This window comes from Nonomuraea sp. B19D2 (assembly GCF_040137845.1).
Lineage (GTDB): Bacteria > Actinomycetota > Actinomycetes > Streptosporangiales > Streptosporangiaceae > Nonomuraea.
Window position 1 is genome coordinate 25,350 of record NZ_JBEFAK010000007.1, and the last position, 20,244, is coordinate 45,593.

The window sequence follows — 20,244 nt, forward strand, 5'->3', positions numbered from 1 at the left end:
GCCAGTCCGGTCAGCGCCCCTTGGCGAGGCTGAACGCGCCGCGGGTCAGGGCGAGGAGCTGCTGGGCCGTCTTCGTGTCGTCGAACGGCCTGCTCGGGTTGATCGCCATCGTGGTGACGAAGTACTTTTCGCCGTTCGACGTCCGGGCGAGGAAGCTCATGTCGAGCACGCCCGGCTCCGAGCCGCCCTTGAACCACACCGACGGCCACCGGCCCTTGTCCAGCCGCAGCCCGGCGTCGTTGACGGACAGCACCTGGCCGATGTGCTCGTCGGGCAGCCTGGCCAGCCGGGAGTAGACCTCGCAGAGGTCGGCGGGGGAGCCGTACCACTCGATCGTGTCCAGCTCGCGCGGCGCGGTCCACGGCGTGATGCCGGACAGCGGCACCTTGGCGACGACCTCGTCCAGGTACGCGCGCCGCTCCGCCGTCCCCAGCGACAGGTAGCGCTTGGCGTGGCGGGGATAGCCGGCGCCCTTGAGCACGAACAGCTCCCTCGTCGTGAGGAAGGGCACGTTGCGCTTGTCGTGCCCGCCCCAGGCCCGCATCGTGCGCTCGACCGCCTTCCGGCCAACCTTGTGGATCAGCAGGTCGGTGGCGGTGTTGTCGCTGATGGAGATCATCAGCTTGGCGGCCTCCAGGACGGAGACCTTGCTGCCGTCCGGGCGGTCCTGCAACTGGCCGGACGGCAGGCTCTTCAGCTCGGGCCTGATCGTGAGCTGGCTGTCCCAGCCGAACGCGCCCCCGCGGATGCGCTCGGCCACCGCGCCCAGCACGTACAGCTTGAACATCGACCCGAGCGGGCGCGCCACGCCGCGGGCGGTGGCGTGCACGGGGCGGCAGGCGCCGCCCTTGCCGAGCTCGGCCGCCATGAAGCCGGCCTGGGGTGCCACCTTGCGGAGGCGTTCGTCCAGCTCGGCCCAGCTCTTGGGCTCCGGGACGCGGAACTGCAGGCCGTCGATCAGGCTGGCGGCGTCCACGGAGAGCAGGACCTCCTGCGCCGTGCCGCCCGCCACGACCACCGCCACCAGCGCACGGTCCTGCGACTGCGCGAGCCGTTCCAGTCGCATGCCCTTGAAGGCCGCCAGGACCTGGTTGATCTGGTCGGCCGGGATGTCTTTGAGGAAGCCGGCGGCGAAGTGCCCGGCCAGCTCGCTCTCGGGGATCGGCGTGCGGGAGACGGCGTCGAGCAGCCAGCGCAGCTGCCTGCCGGCAGGCGTGTCGGGGATCTCGGGTGCGGCCACGGCGGTGGCAGGGTTTACGGTGGCCTGGACCGGGACGGGCTGATTCACGCACGCGGTCATGGTGACCGCCACCGCAGCCGCCGCCAGGACGCGGGCGGGTTTCGACATGAGAGGTTCCTCCTCAACTCGGGTTTCGCGTGTTTCCAGCGAACCGGGGCGCGGGGCCGCGGGCCACCAAGCGGGCCGCCGTTCTGGCAGGTGAGGATGGCCGCAGGAAATATGCGGATAACCTCATAGACGATCTCCCGAACGCCCGCGACGATGGGGGCCTATGAGTTCCAGGCTGGTGGCCGGGCTGCTGGCGACGATCGCGGCCGGGAGCATCGTGGCCGGCACGTTGCTGGCGAGCAGGTGGCCTGTCCCGGCGACCGAGTGGATGTTCATCGCGCTCGGCCTGATCCTGCCCGCGCTGGGCTGGCTGCTGGCGTTCAGGCGTCCGGAGATCCGCTACGGCTGGCTGCTGCTGGCCAGCGGGTTATGCCTCGGGCTCGGCACGCTGGGCGTGGGGCTGTCGGTCCGCGGCGGGTATCCCGACCTCCTGGTCACCCTGCTCAGCTGCATGTCCGCCGGATTCTACGGCCTGACCTGGATCTTCGTACCGCTGCTCTTCCCCGACGGGCGGCTGCCCTCGCGCCGGTGGCGGCCCGTCGCGTGGATCTCGGGCGTCGCCGTCGCCGCGCACTCCGCCGGGCTCGCCTGGATCGGCTTCAGCCCGTACGGCATGGCGGACGTGTCCCCGGCGGCCGCTCTCCTGGCCGGTGGCGGGCAGTTCGTCACATGGATCATGGCGGCGATCGTGTTCTGCGGGCTCGTGGTCCGCTGGCGGCGCAGCGAGCGGGCCGAGCGCGGGCAGTACGCCTGGATGGTCGGGGGCGTGGCCGCGACCATGGCCGGAGGCGTGCTGGTGTTCAGCTCCAGGGTGGGAGTGTCCGGGCTGGCGGGGGTGATGATGTTGATCGGAGCGCTGCCGGCGGCCATCGGGGTGGCGGTCGTCCGGCACCGGCTGCTCGACATCAGGATCCGCATCAGGGGATCGCGGCTGCTGCTGATGTTCGACGTGCGCCCGACGGTGGGCGAGGTGCTGTCCGACCTCGGCACGGCGCTCGACGACGCGCCCGAGCCCGTGGAACTGCTCAGCAGGCTGGCCGCGGCCGTGCGTGCCGGGCTGGAGGTCAGGTGGGCGGCCGTGGCGCTCGCGGACGGCCGACGCGTGGTCGCGGGCAAGGAGGAGGGCGCGGCGGTGCTGGCGGTGCCGGTACGCGGGGGCCTCGGGCAGATCGAATGCGGCCCACCGCTCGTCACGGGCTCACTGCCCGGCTCCTTGCCTCGCTCGCTCACCCGTGAGGACCGGCGGCTCCTGGAAGCCCTGGCCGTGCCCGCCGGGCTGGCCATCCAGAGCGCCGGGCTGGTCACCCGACTGGTCAACGCGCAGGAGGCGGAGCGCCGTCGCATTGAGCGCAACATCCACGACGGCGTGCAGCAGCAGCTCGTCGCGCTCATCGCCGGGCTCGAGCTGGCCCGTGCCACGGGAGCGGGCCCCGACATGCTCGCCCACCTGCGCGAACAGGCCCGCCAGACGCTCGCCGACCTGCGCGAGCTGGCGGCCGGCATCCACCCGTCCGCGCTCAGCCAGGGCGGCCTGGTGGAGGCCGTGGAGGAGCGCTGCTCCCGCCTGCCCGTGCAGACCACGGTGACCGTTCCGCCCTCCTTGCGCTCCAGGCGGTTCGCCGATGAGATCGAGGGCGCCATGTACTTCACCGTGAGCGAGGCGGTGGCCAACGCGCTCAAGCACGCGGCGGCCGCCACCATAGACGTACGCCTGTCGCAGGCGGACGGGCGCCTGTGTGCCACGGTCGCCGACGACGGCACGGGCTTCGACCCGTCCGCCACGGATCGCAGAGGATTGGCGACGCTGTCCGACCGGCTGGACGCCCTCGGCGGCGGCCTGACCGTGGACAGCTCGCCAGGGAAGGGGACACGTTTGACCGCGTGGGTGCCGGCGGATGAATGATCTCGCGCGCATCCGTACGGTGGTGGCGGACGACCACTACCTGGTACGCGAGGGCACCCGCCAGTTGCTCGACATGTCCGGCGAGGTGACCGTCGTCGGCGCGGTGGGCGACGCCGACGAGCTCATGGACGCCGTCCGCCGCCTCGCCCCCGACGTCGTGATCACCGACATCCGCATGCCGGGCGGGGACTGGCGGCCCGGTTTCGAGGGCATAGACGCGGCCCACCGCATCCGCGCCGCCCACCCGGCGGTCGGGGTGGTGGTGCTGTCGCAGTTCTCGGACACGTTGTTCGCGTTCGAGCTGTTCAAGCACGGCACGGCGGGTTACGCGTATCTCCTCAAGGACCGGGTGGGGGACCTCGACGAGCTGCTGGGAGCGATCAGGGCGGTCGCCTCCGGCGGCTCGGTCATCGACCCGAAGGTGGTGGAGGGGCTCCTGGCCAGGCGCGACGTACGAGGGCAGCGGGAGGCCCTGACAGCGCGTGAGCGGGATGTGCTGAGGGAGATGGCGCACGGCCGCTCCAACTCGGCCATCGCCCGGGCCCTGCACCTGTCGATCTCGTCGGTGGAGAAGAACGTCAACGCCATCTTCACCAAGCTCGGCCTGGAGAACAGCGGCGACGTGCACAGGCGGGTGGCCGCCGTGCTCGCCTACCTCGGCCCCGATGTGGCCTAGCAGCCGTTCCAGAAATCGACTGATAGGCCCCTAACCGGTCACCTCGGCCGGTTGAACGGCTCGATGTCCAGCTGTTCCGGCGTGGACAGCGGCCGCCACACGCGGAAGCCGGCCGTCGGCACGAAGCCGATCAGCTGCTTCTGCATGACCGGGCTCAGCTTGCTCCACTGGGGAACCAGGGAGATCAGCCCGTTGCGCAGCGCGACGTAGCCGCCGAACGACGCGGACGACTCGGCGATCTGCCAGCCGGACTTCACCAGCGTCGCCGCCCACGCCGCCCCGGACGCGCCCTGCAGGAGGCCGGCCCCGAACTCCCACTTCGTCGCCGCCAGCTTCGAGCCGAGCAGCCTGGCCTTCCCGGCCGCGCCGAGCGCGCCACCGACCGTGCCGAACGAGGCCGCGGCCGTGGAGATCCTGGAGGCCTGCGCGAACGACGTCAGGTTGAGGTTGAAGATGCTGTTGCCGGACAAGCCCTGCCCCAGCATCTCGGTGCCGATCACCGCGGGACCGAAGGCGATCTTCCACGTCTTCTTGAACGTGGCGAGGTTGGTGAGGAACCTCTGGGTGAAGATCTTGTCGAACTCCGCGCCCTTGCCGACCAGGCCGCGCGGCGCGACGTTCAGCCGGCCCAGTCTGGCCAGCCTGCTGATCTTGGGCAGGGTGCTGAGCGCCAGCCTGAGCGACCGCATCATCAGGCCGAGCTTCTGCAGCAGCGTGACGCCCTGCCAGGCCACCTCCATGGCCCGCTTGTACTGCGCGATGGCCGAGAACCAGGCGGACACCATGGACAGCGCGTAACCGATGGCGATGGCCTCCAGGACCGCCCTGATGATCTCGATGAGCGCTTCCCTGGTCTGGTGCGCGGCGTACGCGGCCTGGTCCAGGACCTCGGCGACCTTCTCGCTGCCCTCGATGACGTCGTCGAGCACCTTCGTGTCGGCGACCTTGCGCCAGTGCCGCCTGAACTCGTTCGCCGCCGCGCCGCGCCACTCCTTGAGCGCGTTCATGACCGGGTCGATCCGGAGCATGTCCAGGTCCCGCGCGAGCTGCCGGTGGGCCTGCGCCGCGTCCTTGAGCCGCTGCTCGTCGCTGGCGTCGCCGAGGTTGGACAGCGCGGCGATCAGGTTGATGACGAGGTCGCGCAGCGGGGTGAGGTCGAAGGTGTCCATCGCGGCTAATTGACCTTGTCGTAGTTGCGCTTGCTGGCGGCGATGCCAGCGGACGCCTCCTTCATGGCCCTCTGCAGATCGTCCAGGTACGCGGAGACGTCGGCGTGGCGCTCGTGGTAGGCGTCGGCGAGATCGATCGTGCCGGCGACCATCGCGAAGTTCCACGTGCTGAGACGGGCGTCTTGCTTGAAACGCTCGGCGATGATGCTCATCGCCTCGCCCTCGTCCAGATAGCCCTTCGTGCCGTCCAGGAGCCCGGACGCCGAGTACGCCAGCCCGTCTTCGCGATCCGCCACAAAAGCCCCCTCTGTCGCATCTGTCGCATTGGTGGCATATGTAGCATATTCACGGCCGCTCTCAGCGGGCTAGTAGGACTTTTTTAACCTGGCGATTACATTTGAGATGATCTCGCGCGGTGGAGTCGCGGCGCGGTGCGCGTGCGGGCCTGTCGGCGGCGACGAGTTCGACGAACGCGTTGGTAGGTGAGGGGCCGCTGAGCGGCATTGGAGTGATCTGCTGCTGGATGGTGACGGCCCGTCCCGGCTGAGCATGCGCAACTCATGCTCAGTCCTTGGGAACGGTCAGCCGAAGACCGCTGGTGGAGGGACCGGGGCCAGGACCGGGTCGCCGTCCTTGATGGGGGAGGCGCCTGCGATGAAGTTCGTCAGCGCCTCCCCGTGCACGCATCGAGCCTGCGTGAGGCCGCCCGCGGCACGTCGCGTCAGCAGGTCCACGGGCAGCGCCGTACGGGAGGCCGCCACGATCAGATTGCCGAAGCGGCGGCCGCGCATGATGCCCGGCTCCGCCAGCAGGGCCACGTGCCCGAACGTGCGCGTCACCGTGGCGAGCAGGCGCTTGGCGAAGGCGAGGCCCTTCCCGTCGGCCATGTTGATCAACAGGGTGCCGGACGGCCGGAGGACGCGGGCGAGGTCCCCCATGTACTCAAGTGTGGCCAGCTCCACGGGCATCGTCGCCCCGGTGAAGGCGTCGAGCACCACCAGGTCCGCCGATGCGTCCCAGATCTTGGCGGTGCCCTCCCGGCCGCCCTCCACGATGACCTTCAGCTTGGGCACCGACCGCAGGTCCAGCTGCTCGCGTACCAGATTGATCAGGAGGCCGTCGGGCTCGATGACGATGTGGCGGGAGCCCCGGCGGGTGGCGGCGATGTAGCGGGGGATGGTGCAGGCGCCCCCGCCCACGTGTACGCAGCTCAGCGGCCCCTCGGGCAAAAGGTCGATCACATCCGCCATGAGTCGTACATACTCGAATTCCAGAAATGTCGGGTCTTGTAGATCGACGTACGACTGCGGTACGCCATCTTTGGACAGCACCCAGCCGTCCTGCCTGTCCAGATCCCGGAGCAGCTCGATCTCGCCGAACGTCACCGGATACAGGCCAGGCATCGGTTCCCGCTGTCCACGTGCCACGCTGATCCCCTCCTGGGAGAAACCGTATGCGACGACGAAGGCTGATTGTGCTCGTTATCGCTCTTGTCGCGGTAGTTGGGGCGGGTGCTTTCGCCGTCATGGCGTCGAACCGGGTCAAGGGCAGCGCTTCCCAGACCGCCGCGGCATACTTCGACGCTTGGCGCAAAGGTGATGTGCCTCGCATGGCGCGCCTGGTGTACCAGCCGCCCCCGGACTTCGCCGTCCAGCACCACCGGTTGACGGAGGACCTCCACGTCGAGTCCGTCAAGCTGACTCCCGGGCAGTTGAAGAGCACGGGGGAGGGGGCGGCCGAGGTGCCGTTCGCGGGGGTGCGGCAGCTCGCCGAGTTCGGGGCGTGGCCGTTCGACAGCACGTTGCGGCTCGGCGTACGGGATCGGGCCTGGAAGGTGTTGTGGGCCCCGGAGACGCTGCACCCCCTGCTCAAGGACGGCGGCACGCTGGAGCTGGACGAGATCGACGCCGCGGCGGCCGAGCTGGTCACCAGCGAGGGCGACAGGATCCCGAACGACAGCTACGCGGACTCGTACCTCAACCAGCTCAAACCCGAGTTCACGCAGGCCGGGCACGGCTGGGAGCTCGTCTCGAAGATCCCGGGACAGCCCGTCAGGCAGCTGATGACCCGTCAGCCCGAGGCCAACGTCGAGCGCACCACCCTGTCACGCAGCGTCCAGGCGGCCGCCGCCAGGGCGTTGGACGGGGTCGACGACTCCACGATCATCGCCATCCGGCCGAGCACCGGCGAGATCCTCGCGCTGGCCGACCGCCTCAAGGACAACTACAGCGCCGTACGCGACGTCTTCCCGCCCGGATCCGTCTTCAAGACGATCACGGCGGCGGCGCTGCTCGCGAACGGGCTCGACCCGGCGGCCCAGGTCCAGTGCCCGGGCACGTACACGATCCCCTTCCACAGCTCCTTCGACAACGACGGCAAAGTGGACCGCGGCCTCGTCAGCTTCACCGATGCGTACGCCTACTCCTGCAACACGACGTTCGTCGAGCAGGCCACCACCAGGCTCACCGCGGACCAGCTCCGCGAGACGGCCGACGAGTGGGGATTCGGGCGGCCGATCGCGACCGGCATCGGCGGCACCTGCGGCACCGTGCCGGACACCGACGACCAGGACATGTTCGCGGCGGACGTCATCGGCCAGGGCCAGGTCGTCGCCACGCCGCTGTGCATGGCCGCGCTCGCCGCCGCCGTGCAGAGCGGCACCTGGCGCTCGCCCAGGCTGCTGTCGGAGCCGCAGGTACGCCGCATCGACGGCACCCCGCACAAGGACGTGCCGATGGACGGGCAGGTCGTGGCCGCGCTCAGGGGCATGATGGCCGCCGTGGTCGAGCACGGCACGGCCAGCGACATGGGGCTGCCGGAGGGCGTGGCGGGCAAGACGGGGACGGCCGAGGTGGGTGACGGCGACGAGTCGCATGGGTGGTTCATCGGCTACCGGGACGACCTGGCCTTCTGCGTCTTCGTACGGCACGGCGGCTCGGGCCGCCAGGCCGCCGTCCCCGTCGCCGCCCGCTTCCTCAACGGCCTCTAACCCGAGTGGGAGGGTAACCTACGGTACCGTAGGTTTCATGACGACCATCACCGTGAAGCCGAGGCTGCGAGGCTGGTTGCACACCGGAGCGCTGCCCGTGGCGTTGCTCGCTGGGTTCGTGCTCGTGGCCCTCGGCCCGACCCTGCAGGCGCGTCTGGCCGCCGCCGTTTACGCAACAACGTCCGGTTTGTTGTTCGGGATCTCGGCCACCTACCACCGGGGCACACTGGGTCCGCGGTTGGCGGAGTTCCTGCGCCGGTTCGATCATGCGAACATCTATCTGATCATTGCCGGCACCTACACGCCCTTCGCCCTGCTGGCGCTGGACGGGGCGGCGCGGATCGCGGTGCTCTCCGTGATCTGGGGCGGGGCCCTGGCCGGGGTGCTGTTCCGGGTGCTCTGGATGGGCGCGCCGCGCTGGCTCTACACCGTGCTCTATTTGGCGCTGGGCTGGACGGCGATCTTCGTGATGCCGCAGTTGCTGCAGGGCGCGGGCGTGGCCGCCGTCGTGCTGGTGGCCGTCGGCGGCGTCTTCTATTCGGCGGGAGCCATCGTGTACGGCCTGCGCCGCCCGGACCCGTCGCCCCAGTGGTTCGGCTTCCACGAGGTCTTCCACGCCCTCACCCTCGCCGCGTACCTCGTGCAGTACATCGCGGTGTCGATTGTGGTTTATTCGCACATGTGAATCTCGGGACAGAGCAGTACATCTCGGTGACGACGTACCGCAGGGACGGCACGCCTGTCGCCACCCCGGTGTGGGCCGCGCAGGACGGAGACGCGGTGGTCATCTGGACCGTCGCCGATTCGGGGAAGGTCAAGCGCATCAGGAACAACCCCGAGGTCAGCGTGGCGGGGTGCGACTTCAGGGGCAATCTCAGGACCGAGCCGGTCAAGGGGCGGGCCGTGGTGCTGGACGCCGCGGAGACCGAGCGCGTGCGCGGGTTGCTGCGGCGCAAGTACGGGCTCATGGGGTGGATCACGCTGCTCGGCAGCAAGCTCCGCAGGGGCGGCACCGGCACCGTGGGGGTCCGCATCACCGACATTTGACCCCATGCTGGTCTGTTTACCGGCACTGCTCGGAAACCAGATCAGCATGGGAGATATCGCTGGATCGTGGTGGCTGCTGCTCCTGCGCGGCCTCGCGGCCATTCTGTTCGGCTTCCTGGCGCTCATCTGGCCGGGGATCACGCTGTTCGTGCTGGTGATCTTCTTCGGTGCGTACGCGCTGGTGAGCGGGGTGTTCGAGCTGTTCGCCGGGTTCCGGCACGGGGCGAGGTCGAGAGCCTGGCTCATCATTTCCGGAATTATCGGCATATTGATCGGCGTAGCGACGTTCATCTGGCCGGCCATCACGTCGCTTGCCCTGCTCTACCTCGTGGCCTTCTGGGCCATCGTCACCGGCGTTCTGGAGATCGTGGCCGGGATCCAGCTGCGCAAGGTCATCGACAAGGAGTGGATGCTCATCGTCGGCGGCATCCTCTCGGCGATCTTCGGTGTCCTGCTGCTCATCTGGCCTGGCGCCGGCCTGCTCAGCCTCGTCTGGCTGGTCGGCGTCTTCGCGATCCTGCACGGCATCGCCGAGATCGCCCTGGCCTTGCGTGTGAAGAACTTCACTCCTGGGGTAGGTATCCCGTAAATTTTATGTAGATGCCCGCCTTTCACAAGAGGAACATAAGCTGTTCGACGCACGTGGAGTCGCCATGGACGTACACGCCCGCCTTGCCCGCCACCTGCTCGTCGACGGATACCGCCTCGTGCTCGACCTGGAGCTCAGCCGCGGCTCCTGGCTGGTCGACGCCCGAAACGGCCGCCGTTACCTGGACTTCTACACGTTCTTCGCCTCAGCGCCGCTCGGCGTGAACCCGCCCTTCGACCCCGACTTCGCCCACCTGCTCGGCCAGGTCGCCCGGAACAAGCCGGCTAACCCCGACATCTACACCGAGCACCTTGCGGACTTCGTCGAAACCTTCGTCCGGGTGCTGGGCGATCCGGCGCTGCCCCACCTGTTCTTCGTCGAGGGCGGCGCCCTGGCCGTCGAGAACGCGCTCAAGACCGCCTTCGACTGGAAGAGCCGCCGCAACGAGGCCGCCGGCCGCTCCCGCGACCTGGGCACCAAGGTCCTGCATCTGACGAAGGCCTTCCACGGCCGCAGCGGCTACACCCTGAGCCTGACCAACACCGAGCCGGGCAAGACCGACCGCTTCCCGAAGTTCGACTGGCCGCGGATCGATGTGCCCGCCATCCATTTCGGCGACGTCGAGGCGGCCGAGGAACGTGCGCTGGCGCAGGCGCGTGCGGCGTTCGAGCGGAATCCGTATGACATCGCCTGTTTCATCGCCGAGCCCATCCAGGGCGAGGGTGGCGACAACCACATGCGGCCCGAGTTCCTGCAGGCTATGCAGCACATGTGCCACGAGTACGACGCCCTGTTCATCCTCGACGAGGTCCAGACGGGGGGCGGCACGACCGGCACGCCGTGGGCGTACCAGCAGCTGGGTCTTGCTCCGGATGTGGTGGCGTTCGCGAAGAAGGTCCAGGTGGGCGGGATCATGGCGGGGCGCAGGGTCGACCTGGTGCCGGACAACGTGTTCCAGCAGAGCGGGCGCATCAACTCCACGTGGGGCGGCGGCCTGGTGGACATGGTCCGCAGCCGGGGCATCCTGGAGATCGTCGAGCGCGACGGCCTGATTGCCCGAGCCGGCACGCTCGGCACCGCGCTGCTCGACGGCCTCACCAAGCTGGAGGCCGAGCGCCCGGAGCTGGTCTCCAACGTCCGTGGCAGGGGCCTGATGTGCGCGTTCGACCTGCCGGACCAGGCCACGCGCGACGCGCTGGTGACCCGGCTCAGGGAGGATCACGGGGTGCTGGTGCTGCCCTGCGGACACCGTTCGATCCGCCTGCGCCCGGCGTTGAACATCTCGGAGGCCGATGTCGACCACGGCCTGCAGGCGATGTCGGAGGCGCTCACTGAGTGACGCTGGTGGCCGCGCGGCGGGGGCCGAAGTAGCGCCAGAAGAAGTTGAGCAGCACGGTCATGCGGTTGCGCCCGCCCAGCAGGTACGCCAGGTGCACGAAGATCCACACCAGCCAGGCGGGCAGCCCGCGGACGGTGAGCCCGTTGGACAGCTGCAACACGGCCTCCGCCTTGCCCACGGTGGCCATGATGCCCGGATCCCGATATGAGAACTCCTTCAGCGGCCGCCCCTGCGCGGCCGCGATGATCTGCGTGGCCACGTGCTTGCCCATCTGCATCGCCGGCTGGGCGAGCTGGGGCAGCGGGTTGGGCGGCCCCGCCAGGTCTCCGGCCACGAAGATCTCGGGGTGCTCGGGTACGTTCAGCGCCTCCGTGACCCTGATCCTGCCGCCCTTGCTCTGCGGCAGCCCCCAGCTGCCCACCTGCTTGGGGGCGGTGACGCCGAGCGCCCACACGGTCACGTCGCTCGGCAGCCGCGTGCCGTCGGCCAGCACCACCGCGTCCGGCCCGACGGACGCCACCGTGGCGCCCAGCCGCAGTCGCACCCCCCGCCGGCGCAGCGCCCGCGCCGCCGCGTCCCGCAGCCTCGGCTTGTACGGCGCCAGCACGAAGTCGAACCGCTCCACCAGCGTCACGCTGGTCTGGCCCGGCTGGATCTCGGGATGCGTCAGCGGCAACGTGCGCCGCCGCAGCTCGGCCAGCGTGCCGGCCATCTCGACCCCGGTCGCGCCCGCGCCGACCACCACGACGTGCATGCTCTTGCGCCGGCCCGCCGCGGTGTCCTCCAGGTAGTGCTGGAACCGGCGGCGCAACGTCGCCGCGTCCCTGAGCGAGTAGATCGGCAGCGCATTCTCCTGCGCGCCCTCGATGCCGAGCCAGTTGGTGGTGACGCCGGTGCCCAGCACGAGGTAGTCGTAGTCGACCACGCTGCCGTCGTCGAGCTCCACCCGCCGCTCGGCCGGGAGGATCTTGCTCAGGGCGGCCCGGCGTGCCCGCACGTTCGGCCACTTGGCGGCGAACGTGCGGAGGGGGTACGACACGTCCGCGCTGCCCAGGCTGGCGGTGGACACCTGGTAGAGGAGCGGCTGGAAGGTCGCGTACGGGTTGCGGTCGACGAGCGTCACCAGCGCCCCCGCCTTGGCCAGCTCCTTGGTGGCGGCCAGCCCGGCGAACCCCGCCCCCACCACCACGACTCGCGGTCTCTGCACCATGCCAAGGTCCATGGCCTCGTCGGCGCCGCTTAAACCAGCGTGCGACTCTCTTGCCCAAAAGGCATTTTTGCCTTTTCGGCAAGATCTGTTACGTTGGCGCCATGCAGACCAGCAACGGGTTGCGCGAACGCAAGAAGCGGGAGACCCGAGTCGCGCTGAGCCTCGCCACGATCCGGCTGTGCGTCGAGCGTGGCTGGGACAACGTCACCATCGAGGACATCGCGGCCGCGGCCAACGTGTCCGTGCGCACCTTCCGTAACTACTTCTCGAACAAGGCCGAGGCCGTCGCCGCCGCCCACGTCGAGCGCACGCTGCGGATCGCGGACGAGATCCGCGCCAGCCCGCCCGGCGAACCTCTGTGGGAGTCGATCGTGGCCGCGGTGCGGGCGAACTTCGCACCAGGCGACAGCACGGGAGCCGAGTTCGGGCGCTGGCGGGACGGGGTCGGGCTCATGCTGGCCGAGCCGGCGCTGCAGGGCGAGGTGCTCAAGGCGAACGCGGTCGCCCAGGACGAGCTGGCCAGGGCGATCGCCGAGCGCACGGGCACCGATCCCGCGCAGGACGTCTACCCGAAACTGGTCGCCGCGGTGGTCGGCGCCGGCAGCGCCGTGGCCATCGAGCACTGCCTGCGCGCCGAGCGGCCCCGCCCGCTCGGCCAGGTGCTGCGCGAGGTGTTCGACCGGCTCGCCGCGGGCCTTCCCATCCCGTCCGACACAGGAGAACACCATGATCACTGACGTTGTCATCGCCGGCGGCGGCCCCAACGGGCTCATGCTGGCCTGCGAGCTGACCCTCGCGGGAGTCCGCCCCATCGTGCTGGAACGCCTGGCCGCGCCCAGCCCGGAGCCCAAGGCGAACGGCCTGCTCGGCCAGGTGGTGAGGATGGCCGACCGCCGGGGCCTCTACGAACGCCTCAGCGGCGCCGCGGGAGCGCCGCAGCCGAATTCCGCGTACTTCATGTTCGCCGCGATGAGCCTGGACCTGAGCGTGCTGGCGGACAGCCCGATCTACGGCCTGGCGGTGCCGCAGCTCCGCATCGTGCAGGTGCTGGAGGAGCGCGCCCGTGAGCTCGGCGTGGAGATCCGGCGGGAGCACGAGGTCACCGGCCTGGCGCAGGACGACGACTCGGTCACGGTGGACGTCTCGGGGCCGGACGGGACGTACCGGCTGCGCGCCCGTTACCTGGTCGGCGCGGACGGGGCGCACAGCATCACGCGCAAGCTGGCCGGCATCGGCTTCCCCGGCGTCACCTACGACCGGACGACCGTCCGGTCGGCGCACGTGACTGTTCCCGCGGAGTGGGTGGACCCGGCCACCGGCGCGCTGAACGTCCCCGGCTACGGGGCCGTCCCGCCGTTCCTGCCGCACCGCACCGAGCGCGGCGGGTTCTCGTACGCGCCCTTCCCCGGCCACCCGCCGCTGATCAACACCACCGAGTGGGACCAGCCGGAGCCCGACGTCCCGATGAGCCTGGAGGAGTTGCGGGAGAGCATCGGCCGGGTGCTCGGCGTGGACGTGCCGCTCGGCCCGCCCGCCGGCGAGGGGCCGCACGTGCTGCGCCGGCTGAGCCGCGGCAACACGCGGATGGCCGAACGGTTCTTCGACCGGCGCGTGTTCCTGGTCGGGGACGCCGCCCACGTGTACGCCGCCGCGGGCGGCGGCCCGGGGCTCAACCTCGGGCTGCAGGACGCGATCAACCTCGGCTGGAAGCTCGCCGCCGAGATCGGCGGCCGTGCCCCGGCCGGGCTGCTGGACAGCTACGAGACCGAGCGCAGGCAGGCGGCCGGCCGCATGATCATGAACGCCCAGGCGCAGTCCGCGCTGATCGGGCCGGGCAGCGACGTCACCGCGCTGCGCGAGCTGTTCACCGAGCTGCTCGGCCACCGGGACAACGTCCAGCACCTCGCCGAGCTCATCGCGGGCGCCGACGTCCGCTACGACATGGGGGAGCCGGGCGCGCACCCGCTCGTCGGCCGGTTCGCGCCGGACATGTCGCTGCTCACCCCGGACGGTTCCGTCCGGCTCGCGGAGCTGACCCGGAACGCGCGGCCCCTGCTCCTGGACCTGACCGAGTCCGGGCAGCTGTCGGGAACGTTGTCCGGGCGGCACGAGGCGGCCGTGGACCTCGTGACGGCCCGCCCCGAGCCTCCTGCGCCCGGTGCCACCGCCCTCCTCCTCCGGCCGGACTCCTACGTGGCCTGGGCGTCGTCCTCGCCCCGCCCGGACCCGGAGGAACTGAAGGCCCTCCAATCAGCCCTGGAACGCTGGTTCGGCTGACCCACCCCCAGCCGTCCCCGGCGGGTTGGTGCACGGTCGGGCGGTTCCACGGCGGGGCCCAGCGCCATCACGGCGCCCAACCACTTCACCGCATCCCAGGGCCGCCACCGAGCGTGCGCATGTCGCCCCTCATGCGCACCGACGCCCCCAAGGCGCCGCGACGGGGGGACGTCACACAGCCGAGGCAGGCGCCCCAGGGATGCGTGGGCGTGGCCGCGCGGCGAGACCCTGGCACACGGAAGCAGACCGGCGGAGCGGTTCGTGTCTCGGGGGCGGGCCGCTGCGCCGGGTGGTGTGATCCGGGGTCACTCCTGGCGGGACAGCCACAGCCCGATGGCGGTGACCCGGGAGTCCACGCCCAGCTTGGCGTAGATGCGGTTGACGTGGTTCTTGACCGTTTTCTCGCTGAGGAACAGCCGTTGCGCGATCTGGCCGTTGGACTGGCCGGTCGCGATCAGGTCCATGACCTCGGCTTCGCGCTTGCTCAGGGACGTGAACACGCTATCGAACGCTGCGTCGTCGACTCTCATCCGGCCTCCGGGGGCGCGCAGACGGTCAGATCGCCGATGGCCCCCGTGCTTCCGGCGTGAGCGGTAGACAGCGAGCATAACTCGCATTTCCGTGTTTTGGGGCCGTTGTCGGGAGAAAACGCCAACGGCCGGTCCCGAAGGACCGGCCGTGCGCACTTGGGGTGAGTGAAGGGACTTGAACCCTCGACATCCAGGACCACAACCTGGCGCTCTGCCAACTGAGCTACACCCACCATGAACCGCCCTCGTGTGGCGGCACAGGAAAAGTGTAGCGGGAATCGGGAGTCTTTACGCCACTCCTTTAGCCGCTGACATGCTCTGCCAGCGATCTCGCGGTCGCCGAGTCGGGTCCCGGCTGCGCCACGAAGATCGCCGCGCGGTAGTAACGCAGCTCCCTGACGCTCTCCCTGATGTCCGCCAGAGCCCGGTGTCCCCCCTGCTTCTCCGGCGCGGCGAAGTAGACCCGCGGGTACCAGCGGCGGACCAGCTCCTTGATCGACGAGACGTCGATCATCCGGTAGTGCAGATAGCCGTCGACCCCGGGCATGTCACGCGAGATGAACGTGCGGTCGGTGCCGATCGAGTTGCCGCACAGCGGCGCCTTCTTCGGCTCGGGGATGTGGCGGCGGATGTAGTCGAGCACGAGCGACTCGGCCTCCGACAGCGTCACCCCACTGCCCAGCTCGGGCAGCAGCCCCGAGGCCGTGTGCATCTGGCGCACGACCTCCGACATCTGCTCCAGCGACTCCGGCGGCGGCTTGATGACCACGTCGACGCCCTCGTCCAGCTGATTGAGCTCGCTGTCGGTGATGACGCACGCCACCTCGATGAGCGCGTCGCGGCTCAGGTCGAGCCCGGTCATCTCGCAGTCGATCCAAACCAGCAAGTCACTCATTCGATCTCCTCGCCCAGCGGCTCGGAGCAATCCGCCCGCTTGTTACCCCACCAGCCTAGTGCCACCGGTCAGGCGGGCTTGAGCGAGCTGAGAACCTTGCCGAGCACGTCGGTCCCCAGATTGTCGGGTACGGACGCGTACACGATGGCAGGTCGCTCGCCCTCGCCGCGATCGATGAGCACGACCGCGCCGTTCTCCTTCTTCCACTTGTAGCCCTTCTCCTGCGAGATCTTCGAGAAGTCGAGCTCGAACTGCAACACCCACGCGTCCTTGCCGCCGATCTTCATCGCCTTGTCCTGCACGACCTTGGTCTCGTGGGCGATCTGGTAGTACCTGGTGGTGAAGTCGACGAAGACCGCCTTGGCCGTCTCACCCAGCCCCGAGGGGCCGGTGTAGGGGTAGAGCTCGTTGAGCAGCCCCGTGTAGACGTTGCCGACCCAGTCGCCCTCGCCGTCGTACTTCTCCTGCGAGGTGGCCTGCACCGCGCTCGACCACGTCTGCTGGGCCGGGTCCGTGCCGTTGATCTCGTTGGACGGGGGCACCTTCCAGTTGGCGGGCACCTCGAAGGAGAGGCCGGCCTGCGCGTCGGTGATGCGCCCGTCGACCGGCTGCGGCAGCTCGACGGCGCCCTGGTTGGGCGGCGGGTTGGACGGCGGCTCGTTGTTGGGAGGCGGCTGCTGCTCGAACGTGTCCGTCGGAGTCGGCAAGGCGGTCACCGAGCTGTACCCGTTGATGAAGAAGATGCCGACCACCACGATCAGCGCGACCACCACCAGCGCGGCCAGCCCCCCGAACACCCACGGCAGCGGATTGCCCTGCTTGGGCGGCGGGCCGTAGCCGGGACCCTGCAGGGGCGCGCCCGGCCACTGGGCGGTCGGCGCGGGCTGGCCGTAAGCCGACTGGCCGAAGGTCGGCTGGCCGAACTGGAGCGTGGGGTTCGCGGGCGTCGCCGACCAGTTGGGGCCCGACTGCGGCCCCGAGCCCGGCTGCTGCTGGGGCTGGGGCTGGGGTGGCGGCTGGGGTCCTGAGCCGGGCTGGGGCTGGCCCTGCCCCGGCTGCTGCGCGTGGACGGCATCGGTCCACTGGTTGCCGTCCCACCAGCGGAGCTGGGGCTCTCCGTAGGGGTCCGGGTACCAGCCCGCGGGGGTCTGCGTGGTCATGCTGGCCAGATTAGTAAGAACCGCTTTGATATGCATTGCTGGGACGGCATCAACACTTGTACGTGAAGCTGGCCTTGTCCGTGCGCACCGGGCCGGGCGTCAGGATCCGCAGCGTGGCGGTGGCTTTGACGTTGCTCTTCCCCTGCAACGTCCACCTGAACGGCACCTGGTACGTCGTCTGGTCCGACTTGGTGCGCAGAGTTCCCTTGACGACTTCCTTGTCCAGATTCTTGCGCCATTCGTAGGTGATCTCGCCGGGCGCCCCGTTGGTGACGACCGTGCCGGTGATCAGGACGGCCTTGCCGCAGCCCTGGGTCTTCTTCGGCGCCACCACGTCGATGGACATGACCGCCAGCTCCGGCGAGTCGCCCGCGTAGAACCAGGCCAGAACCGCCCCCGCCATGACGGCGGCGAGGACGGCCGAGGAGATGATCGTGCGCCGCCGCCGTGCCCGCGAGGCCTTCGTCAGCCTGCTCACGGGGCGGTGCTCGGTGGCCGCCTGGTCGCGGCCGGACCGCCAGATTCGCTCGGCCGTCGTCTCGGGTCGCTGCACCTGCGTGCCCACCCCCGGCCCGAACTGCACGGAGCCCGAGGACCGGCCAGGGACGTGCAGCAGCGTGACGATGTCGCCCTCGTCCCTTGGCGGCAGGACGGGCGGCTGCGCGTACGACCGCGCCTGCGCGAACGCCGAGCGCCCTCGAGCGGTCTGCGCCAGCCCGTCCCGGCCGGCCGCCTCGCCGATCAACAGGTCGCGGGCGGCGGCCAGACCCAGGGGGCCGGCCGTGGCCGCGGCACGTTCCAGCAGCTCGGCGAGGCGCGAGTGGCCCTGCCCGAGCGAGGCGGCCAGCCCGCGCGCCAGCGACGCCCAGCCGGCCGCGTCCCGCTCACGCGGGGAGGCCTGGCCGCGGACGGCGTCGGACAGGCCGCGCTCGGAGAGCAGCGCGGCGCCCTCCGCCGTGATCACCACGGTGCCCGGGTGGACCGAGCCGTGGGTGACCTGCGCCGTGTGCAGCGCGAGCAGCGTCTGCGCGGTCTCCATCAGCACGGACACCGCGCCGGGTGGGTCGATCGGCCCGCTGGCGAGCAGCTCGGACAGCGTGGGGCTGACCGCCTGCGCGGTGAGCAGCCACACCTGGTCGCCCGCCGCCACCACGTCGGCCACCGGGATCAGCCCGGTCAGCCCGCCCAGCACGAGCCGCTGGTCGGTCATGACCGCGTGCACCACGCGGTCGCGCACGCCGGGCAGAGCGATGATCTTCGGATCGAACAGCAGCGCCCCCGCCCTGCGGCCGTCGGGTGAGATGGCGTCGATCCAGTTGCCGAGCTCGGTCATCCAGGTGTGCTCGGTGAGCCGGAATCCGGCGATACCGTGTGCAGGGTTGCTCATCGCCGTCCCCCCGGCGCTTCCTAGCGCTTCCTTCGGTGCCGTCCCGCCATACGGCGTTTCACCGCAAGTGTGACCGGAACCGCGCCGGACGTCATCAGGCCGAAGGCGACGAGCGCGGCCGACGCCCTGCTCGCGCCGTCGAGCCGCGGCTGCTCACCCCCCGTCGGCTCACCCCCCGTCGGCTCGCCCCTCGTGGGCGCCTCGCCGCCGGCGTTCCCGCCGCCCTCCGGCACCTCGCTGGGCGCCCCGGAGGGCTCGCTCGGCCGGCTCGTGGGCGTCGTGGGGGGCGGCGTCGGGGTGGGAGCGGACGAGGACGGCGGCTGCTGGCCCTCGGGATCCTGCGCGTTCCCGGTGATCGGGGGCTGCTCCGACGTGGCCGTCGGGGTCGGCTTCCTGGTCTTGGCAGGCGGAGTCCTGACCGGGGTGCGCGTGCGCCTGGGGGTGGGAGTACGCGTGGGCCGCGTGCTCGCGGTCGGCTGGACCGGCGGCGGCGCGGCGCTCTGCGTGTGCGTCGGCGTGGGCTTGGGCGTCGGCTCGGGCTTGCTCTCCTCCGGCGTGCTCTCCTCCGGGGTCGGCGCCGGCTCCTCCTCCGTCTCCGCAGGTTCGAGCGTGGCGGGGGTGGCCGTGGTCGGCGTGACCGCACTGGTCTGCGCCCGCAGCGCCGGCTCGTCCGCCGCGACGTTGGCGATGACCACGGCCGAGACGGCCAGCACGGCGACGGCGCTCGCGCCGACGGCGATCTTCGCGGGCACCTTGCTGAGGCTGCGGAACGGGCTGCGGAACCGGGTCTCGGCCAGCGAGGTCTGCGCCTGGCCTGGTTCGGCGAGCTCGCTCGGGAAGAGCAGGACCAGCAGGCCGGCGAGCGCGGCCAGGCGGCGGCGTCCGCGCTCCTCCCAGTCGCGTCCGTACCCCTCGGCCGCGACCGCCTCGAGCTCGGTCAGGAACGCCTCCGCGGACGGCGGCCGCCCGGCCGGGTCCTTGGCCAGGCCGCGCTCGATCAGGCTCCGGAGCTGCGCGGGCACCTCGTCCACCGGCGGCGGCGAGGTCTGGTGCTGGCGGGCCAGGGCCGCGATGTTGGCCGCCTGGAAGGGCCGGGTGCCGGTCAGGCACTCGAAGAACACGACGGTGGCCGCGTACACGTCGGTCGCGGGTGCCGGGCGGCCGCCCGACCACTGCTCGGGCGCCATGTACGGCGGCGTGCCGGCGGCGCCGGCGCCCTCGCCCGCCCTGACCGCGATGCCGAAGTCCACGAGCTTGCTGGTGCCGTCGCCCTGGACCATCACGTTCTCTGGCTTGAAGTCGCGGTGCACGACGCCGATCGCGTGGGCCGAGGCCAGACCCCGGAGCGAGCCCTTGAGCACGGCCAGCGCCGCCTCGGGCCCGGTGGGACCCTCGGACCTGAGGATCTCGCGCAGCGACACCCCGTTGATCAGCTCCATGACGATCGCCGCGCCCCGGCCGGTCTCGACGTAGTCGATCAGCCGGGCGTGGTACTTGCTCTGGAGCGTGCTGAGCAGCCTGGCCTCGTGCCGGAACCGCGCGACGAACCCCACGTCGGACCTGAGCTCGTCGCTGAGGTACTTGATGGCCACCTCGGCGCCGTCGTGGTGGCGCCTAGCCAGGACCACGCGACCGGCCGCCCCCGAACCGAGCTGGCGTACCTCGGTATAGCCGGGGACCCCCCACTGCCCATCACCGTGCATAACGGTTCTCCTCTGGACTATT

The 20,244-nt window shown here is 70.5% G+C and carries 19 protein-coding genes and 1 tRNA gene; 9 read left to right on the top strand and 11 right to left on the bottom strand.

From position 1 onward, the window contains the following. Positions 1-10: 10 nt before the first annotated feature. Positions 11-1,348 carry a serine hydrolase gene (locus tag ABN273_RS15065; protein ID WP_349449396.1) on the bottom strand — a complete coding sequence of 446 codons (1,338 nt, stop codon included), beginning with the start codon at positions 1,346-1,348 and terminating at the stop codon, positions 11-13. A 163-nt stretch (positions 1,349-1,511) separates the two neighbouring features. Here ABN273_RS15065 and ABN273_RS15070 point away from each other — a divergent pair, with 163 nt between their 5' ends. Continuing rightward, on the top strand, positions 1,512-3,251 hold the full coding sequence (locus tag ABN273_RS15070; RefSeq protein ID WP_349449397.1) for an ATP-binding protein: 1,740 nt from the start codon (positions 1,512-1,514) through the stop codon (positions 3,249-3,251). Next, complete coding sequence (locus ABN273_RS15075) at positions 3,244-3,927, top strand: response regulator transcription factor (protein WP_349449398.1); 684 nt, start codon at positions 3,244-3,246, stop codon at positions 3,925-3,927. The genes ABN273_RS15070 and ABN273_RS15075 overlap by 8 nt, the downstream gene beginning before the upstream one ends. A gap of 38 nt (positions 3,928-3,965) precedes the next feature. Here the strand turns inward: ABN273_RS15075 and ABN273_RS15080 are convergent, their stop codons facing one another. From ABN273_RS15080 to ABN273_RS15090, 3 genes are all read right to left on the bottom strand, one after another. After that, entirely contained in the window at positions 3,966-5,096 is a 1,131-nt protein-coding gene (locus ABN273_RS15080) for a hypothetical protein (protein ID WP_349449399.1), read from the bottom strand. A 5-nt stretch (positions 5,097-5,101) separates the two neighbouring features. Next, positions 5,102-5,392 carry a hypothetical protein gene (locus tag ABN273_RS15085; protein ID WP_349449400.1) on the bottom strand — a complete coding sequence of 97 codons (291 nt, stop codon included), beginning with the start codon at positions 5,390-5,392 and terminating at the stop codon, positions 5,102-5,104. A 285-nt stretch (positions 5,393-5,677) separates the two neighbouring features. Beyond that, complete coding sequence (locus ABN273_RS15090; RefSeq protein ID WP_349449401.1) at positions 5,678-6,499, bottom strand: spermidine synthase; 822 nt, start codon at positions 6,497-6,499, stop codon at positions 5,678-5,680. 122 nt (positions 6,500-6,621) lie between these two features. On the opposite strand from ABN273_RS15090, the gene ABN273_RS15095 reads away from it, so the two are divergent. The 5 genes from ABN273_RS15095 (at position 6,622) to lat (ending at position 11,060) form a co-directional block, all read left to right on the top strand. Continuing rightward, positions 6,622-8,085: a penicillin-binding transpeptidase domain-containing protein gene (locus ABN273_RS15095; RefSeq protein WP_349449402.1), complete on the top strand. Its 1,464-nt coding sequence runs from the start codon at positions 6,622-6,624 to the stop codon at positions 8,083-8,085. 37 nt (positions 8,086-8,122) lie between these two features. Next, a complete protein-coding gene (trhA, locus tag ABN273_RS15100; protein ID WP_349449403.1) occupies positions 8,123-8,770 on the top strand; it encodes a PAQR family membrane homeostasis protein TrhA in 648 nt (215 codons plus the stop codon). Continuing rightward, a complete protein-coding gene (locus tag ABN273_RS15105) occupies positions 8,767-9,132 on the top strand; it encodes a PPOX class F420-dependent oxidoreductase (protein ID WP_349449404.1) in 366 nt (121 codons plus the stop codon). Before trhA ends, ABN273_RS15105 begins: the two co-directional genes overlap by 4 nt. A 4-nt stretch (positions 9,133-9,136) precedes the next feature. Further along, the gene (locus tag ABN273_RS15110) at positions 9,137-9,721 is read left to right on the top strand and encodes an HdeD family acid-resistance protein (protein WP_349449405.1); all 585 of its coding nucleotides are present in this window, start codon (positions 9,137-9,139) and stop codon (positions 9,719-9,721) included. 64 nt (positions 9,722-9,785) lie between these two features. Continuing rightward, positions 9,786-11,060 carry an L-lysine 6-transaminase gene (gene lat, locus ABN273_RS15115; protein ID WP_349449406.1) on the top strand — a complete coding sequence of 425 codons (1,275 nt, stop codon included), beginning with the start codon at positions 9,786-9,788 and terminating at the stop codon, positions 11,058-11,060. Here the strand turns inward: lat and ABN273_RS15120 are convergent. Next, a complete protein-coding gene (locus tag ABN273_RS15120; protein WP_349449407.1) occupies positions 11,050-12,270 on the bottom strand; it encodes an NAD(P)/FAD-dependent oxidoreductase in 1,221 nt (406 codons plus the stop codon). The two genes, lat and ABN273_RS15120, sit on opposite strands and share 11 nt — an antisense overlap. 101 nt (positions 12,271-12,371) lie before the next feature. On the opposite strand from ABN273_RS15120, the gene ABN273_RS15125 reads away from it, so the two are divergent. Together ABN273_RS15125 and ABN273_RS15130 are read left to right on the top strand one after the other, a co-directional pair. Continuing rightward, a complete protein-coding gene (locus ABN273_RS15125) occupies positions 12,372-13,007 on the top strand; it encodes an acyl-CoA-like ligand-binding transcription factor (protein ID WP_349449408.1) in 636 nt (211 codons plus the stop codon). Continuing rightward, the gene (locus tag ABN273_RS15130) at positions 12,997-14,547 is read left to right on the top strand and encodes an FAD-dependent oxidoreductase (RefSeq protein ID WP_349449409.1); all 1,551 of its coding nucleotides are present in this window, start codon (positions 12,997-12,999) and stop codon (positions 14,545-14,547) included. The genes ABN273_RS15125 and ABN273_RS15130 overlap by 11 nt, the downstream gene beginning before the upstream one ends. A gap of 305 nt (positions 14,548-14,852) precedes the next feature. Here the strand turns inward: ABN273_RS15130 and ABN273_RS15135 are convergent, their stop codons facing one another. The 6 genes from ABN273_RS15135 to ABN273_RS15160 all read right to left on the bottom strand — a co-directional run bounded on the left by ABN273_RS15135 (position 14,853) and on the right by ABN273_RS15160 (position 20,222). Beyond that, entirely contained in the window at positions 14,853-15,077 is a 225-nt protein-coding gene (locus ABN273_RS15135; RefSeq protein ID WP_344990895.1) for a helix-turn-helix domain-containing protein, read from the bottom strand. 157 nt (positions 15,078-15,234) lie between these two features. Further along, a tRNA-His gene (locus ABN273_RS15140) sits at positions 15,235-15,310 on the bottom strand. 68 nt (positions 15,311-15,378) lie between these two features. Then, positions 15,379-15,972: an oligoribonuclease gene (gene orn, locus ABN273_RS15145; RefSeq protein ID WP_349449410.1), complete on the bottom strand. Its 594-nt coding sequence runs from the start codon at positions 15,970-15,972 to the stop codon at positions 15,379-15,381. 68 nt (positions 15,973-16,040) lie between these two features. Next, positions 16,041-17,132 (bottom strand): DUF2510 domain-containing protein, encoded by a 1,092-nt coding sequence (locus ABN273_RS15150; protein WP_349449411.1) that lies wholly within the window; start codon positions 17,130-17,132, stop codon positions 16,041-16,043. Between the two features lie 49 nt (positions 17,133-17,181). Next, entirely contained in the window at positions 17,182-18,519 is a 1,338-nt protein-coding gene (locus ABN273_RS15155) for a protein kinase family protein (protein ID WP_349449412.1), read from the bottom strand. A gap of 20 nt (positions 18,520-18,539) precedes the next feature. Further along, complete coding sequence (locus ABN273_RS15160; RefSeq protein WP_349449413.1) at positions 18,540-20,222, bottom strand: serine/threonine-protein kinase; 1,683 nt, start codon at positions 20,220-20,222, stop codon at positions 18,540-18,542. Positions 20,223-20,244 lie beyond the last annotated feature (22 nt).

Coding starts and splice junctions, on each gene's coding strand:
- ABN273_RS15155 (WP_349449412.1), bottom strand. CDS start 18,519: ATGAGCAACCCTGCACACGGTATCGCCGGATTCCGGCTCACCGAGCAC.
- ABN273_RS15095 (WP_349449402.1), top strand. CDS start 6,622: ATGGCGTCGAACCGGGTCAAGGGCAGCGCTTCCCAGACCGCCGCGGCA.
- ABN273_RS15110 (WP_349449405.1), top strand. CDS start 9,137: ATGCTGGTCTGTTTACCGGCACTGCTCGGAAACCAGATCAGCATGGGA.
- orn (WP_349449410.1), bottom strand. CDS start 15,972: ATGAGTGACTTGCTGGTTTGGATCGACTGCGAGATGACCGGGCTCGAC.
- ABN273_RS15075 (WP_349449398.1), top strand. CDS start 3,244: ATGAATGATCTCGCGCGCATCCGTACGGTGGTGGCGGACGACCACTAC.
- ABN273_RS15070 (WP_349449397.1), top strand. CDS start 1,512: ATGAGTTCCAGGCTGGTGGCCGGGCTGCTGGCGACGATCGCGGCCGGG.
- trhA (WP_349449403.1), top strand. CDS start 8,123: ATGACGACCATCACCGTGAAGCCGAGGCTGCGAGGCTGGTTGCACACC.
- ABN273_RS15065 (WP_349449396.1), bottom strand. CDS start 1,348: ATGTCGAAACCCGCCCGCGTCCTGGCGGCGGCTGCGGTGGCGGTCACC.
- ABN273_RS15080 (WP_349449399.1), bottom strand. CDS start 5,096: ATGGACACCTTCGACCTCACCCCGCTGCGCGACCTCGTCATCAACCTG.
- ABN273_RS15135 (WP_344990895.1), bottom strand. CDS start 15,077: ATGAGAGTCGACGACGCAGCGTTCGATAGCGTGTTCACGTCCCTGAGC.
- ABN273_RS15150 (WP_349449411.1), bottom strand. CDS start 17,132: ATGACCACGCAGACCCCCGCGGGCTGGTACCCGGACCCCTACGGAGAG.
- ABN273_RS15130 (WP_349449409.1), top strand. CDS start 12,997: ATGATCACTGACGTTGTCATCGCCGGCGGCGGCCCCAACGGGCTCATG.
- lat (WP_349449406.1), top strand. CDS start 9,786: ATGGACGTACACGCCCGCCTTGCCCGCCACCTGCTCGTCGACGGATAC.
- ABN273_RS15120 (WP_349449407.1), bottom strand. CDS start 12,270: ATGGTGCAGAGACCGCGAGTCGTGGTGGTGGGGGCGGGGTTCGCCGGG.
- ABN273_RS15125 (WP_349449408.1), top strand. CDS start 12,372: ATGCAGACCAGCAACGGGTTGCGCGAACGCAAGAAGCGGGAGACCCGA.
- ABN273_RS15160 (WP_349449413.1), bottom strand. CDS start 20,222: ATGCACGGTGATGGGCAGTGGGGGGTCCCCGGCTATACCGAGGTACGC.
- ABN273_RS15090 (WP_349449401.1), bottom strand. CDS start 6,499: ATGCCTGGCCTGTATCCGGTGACGTTCGGCGAGATCGAGCTGCTCCGG.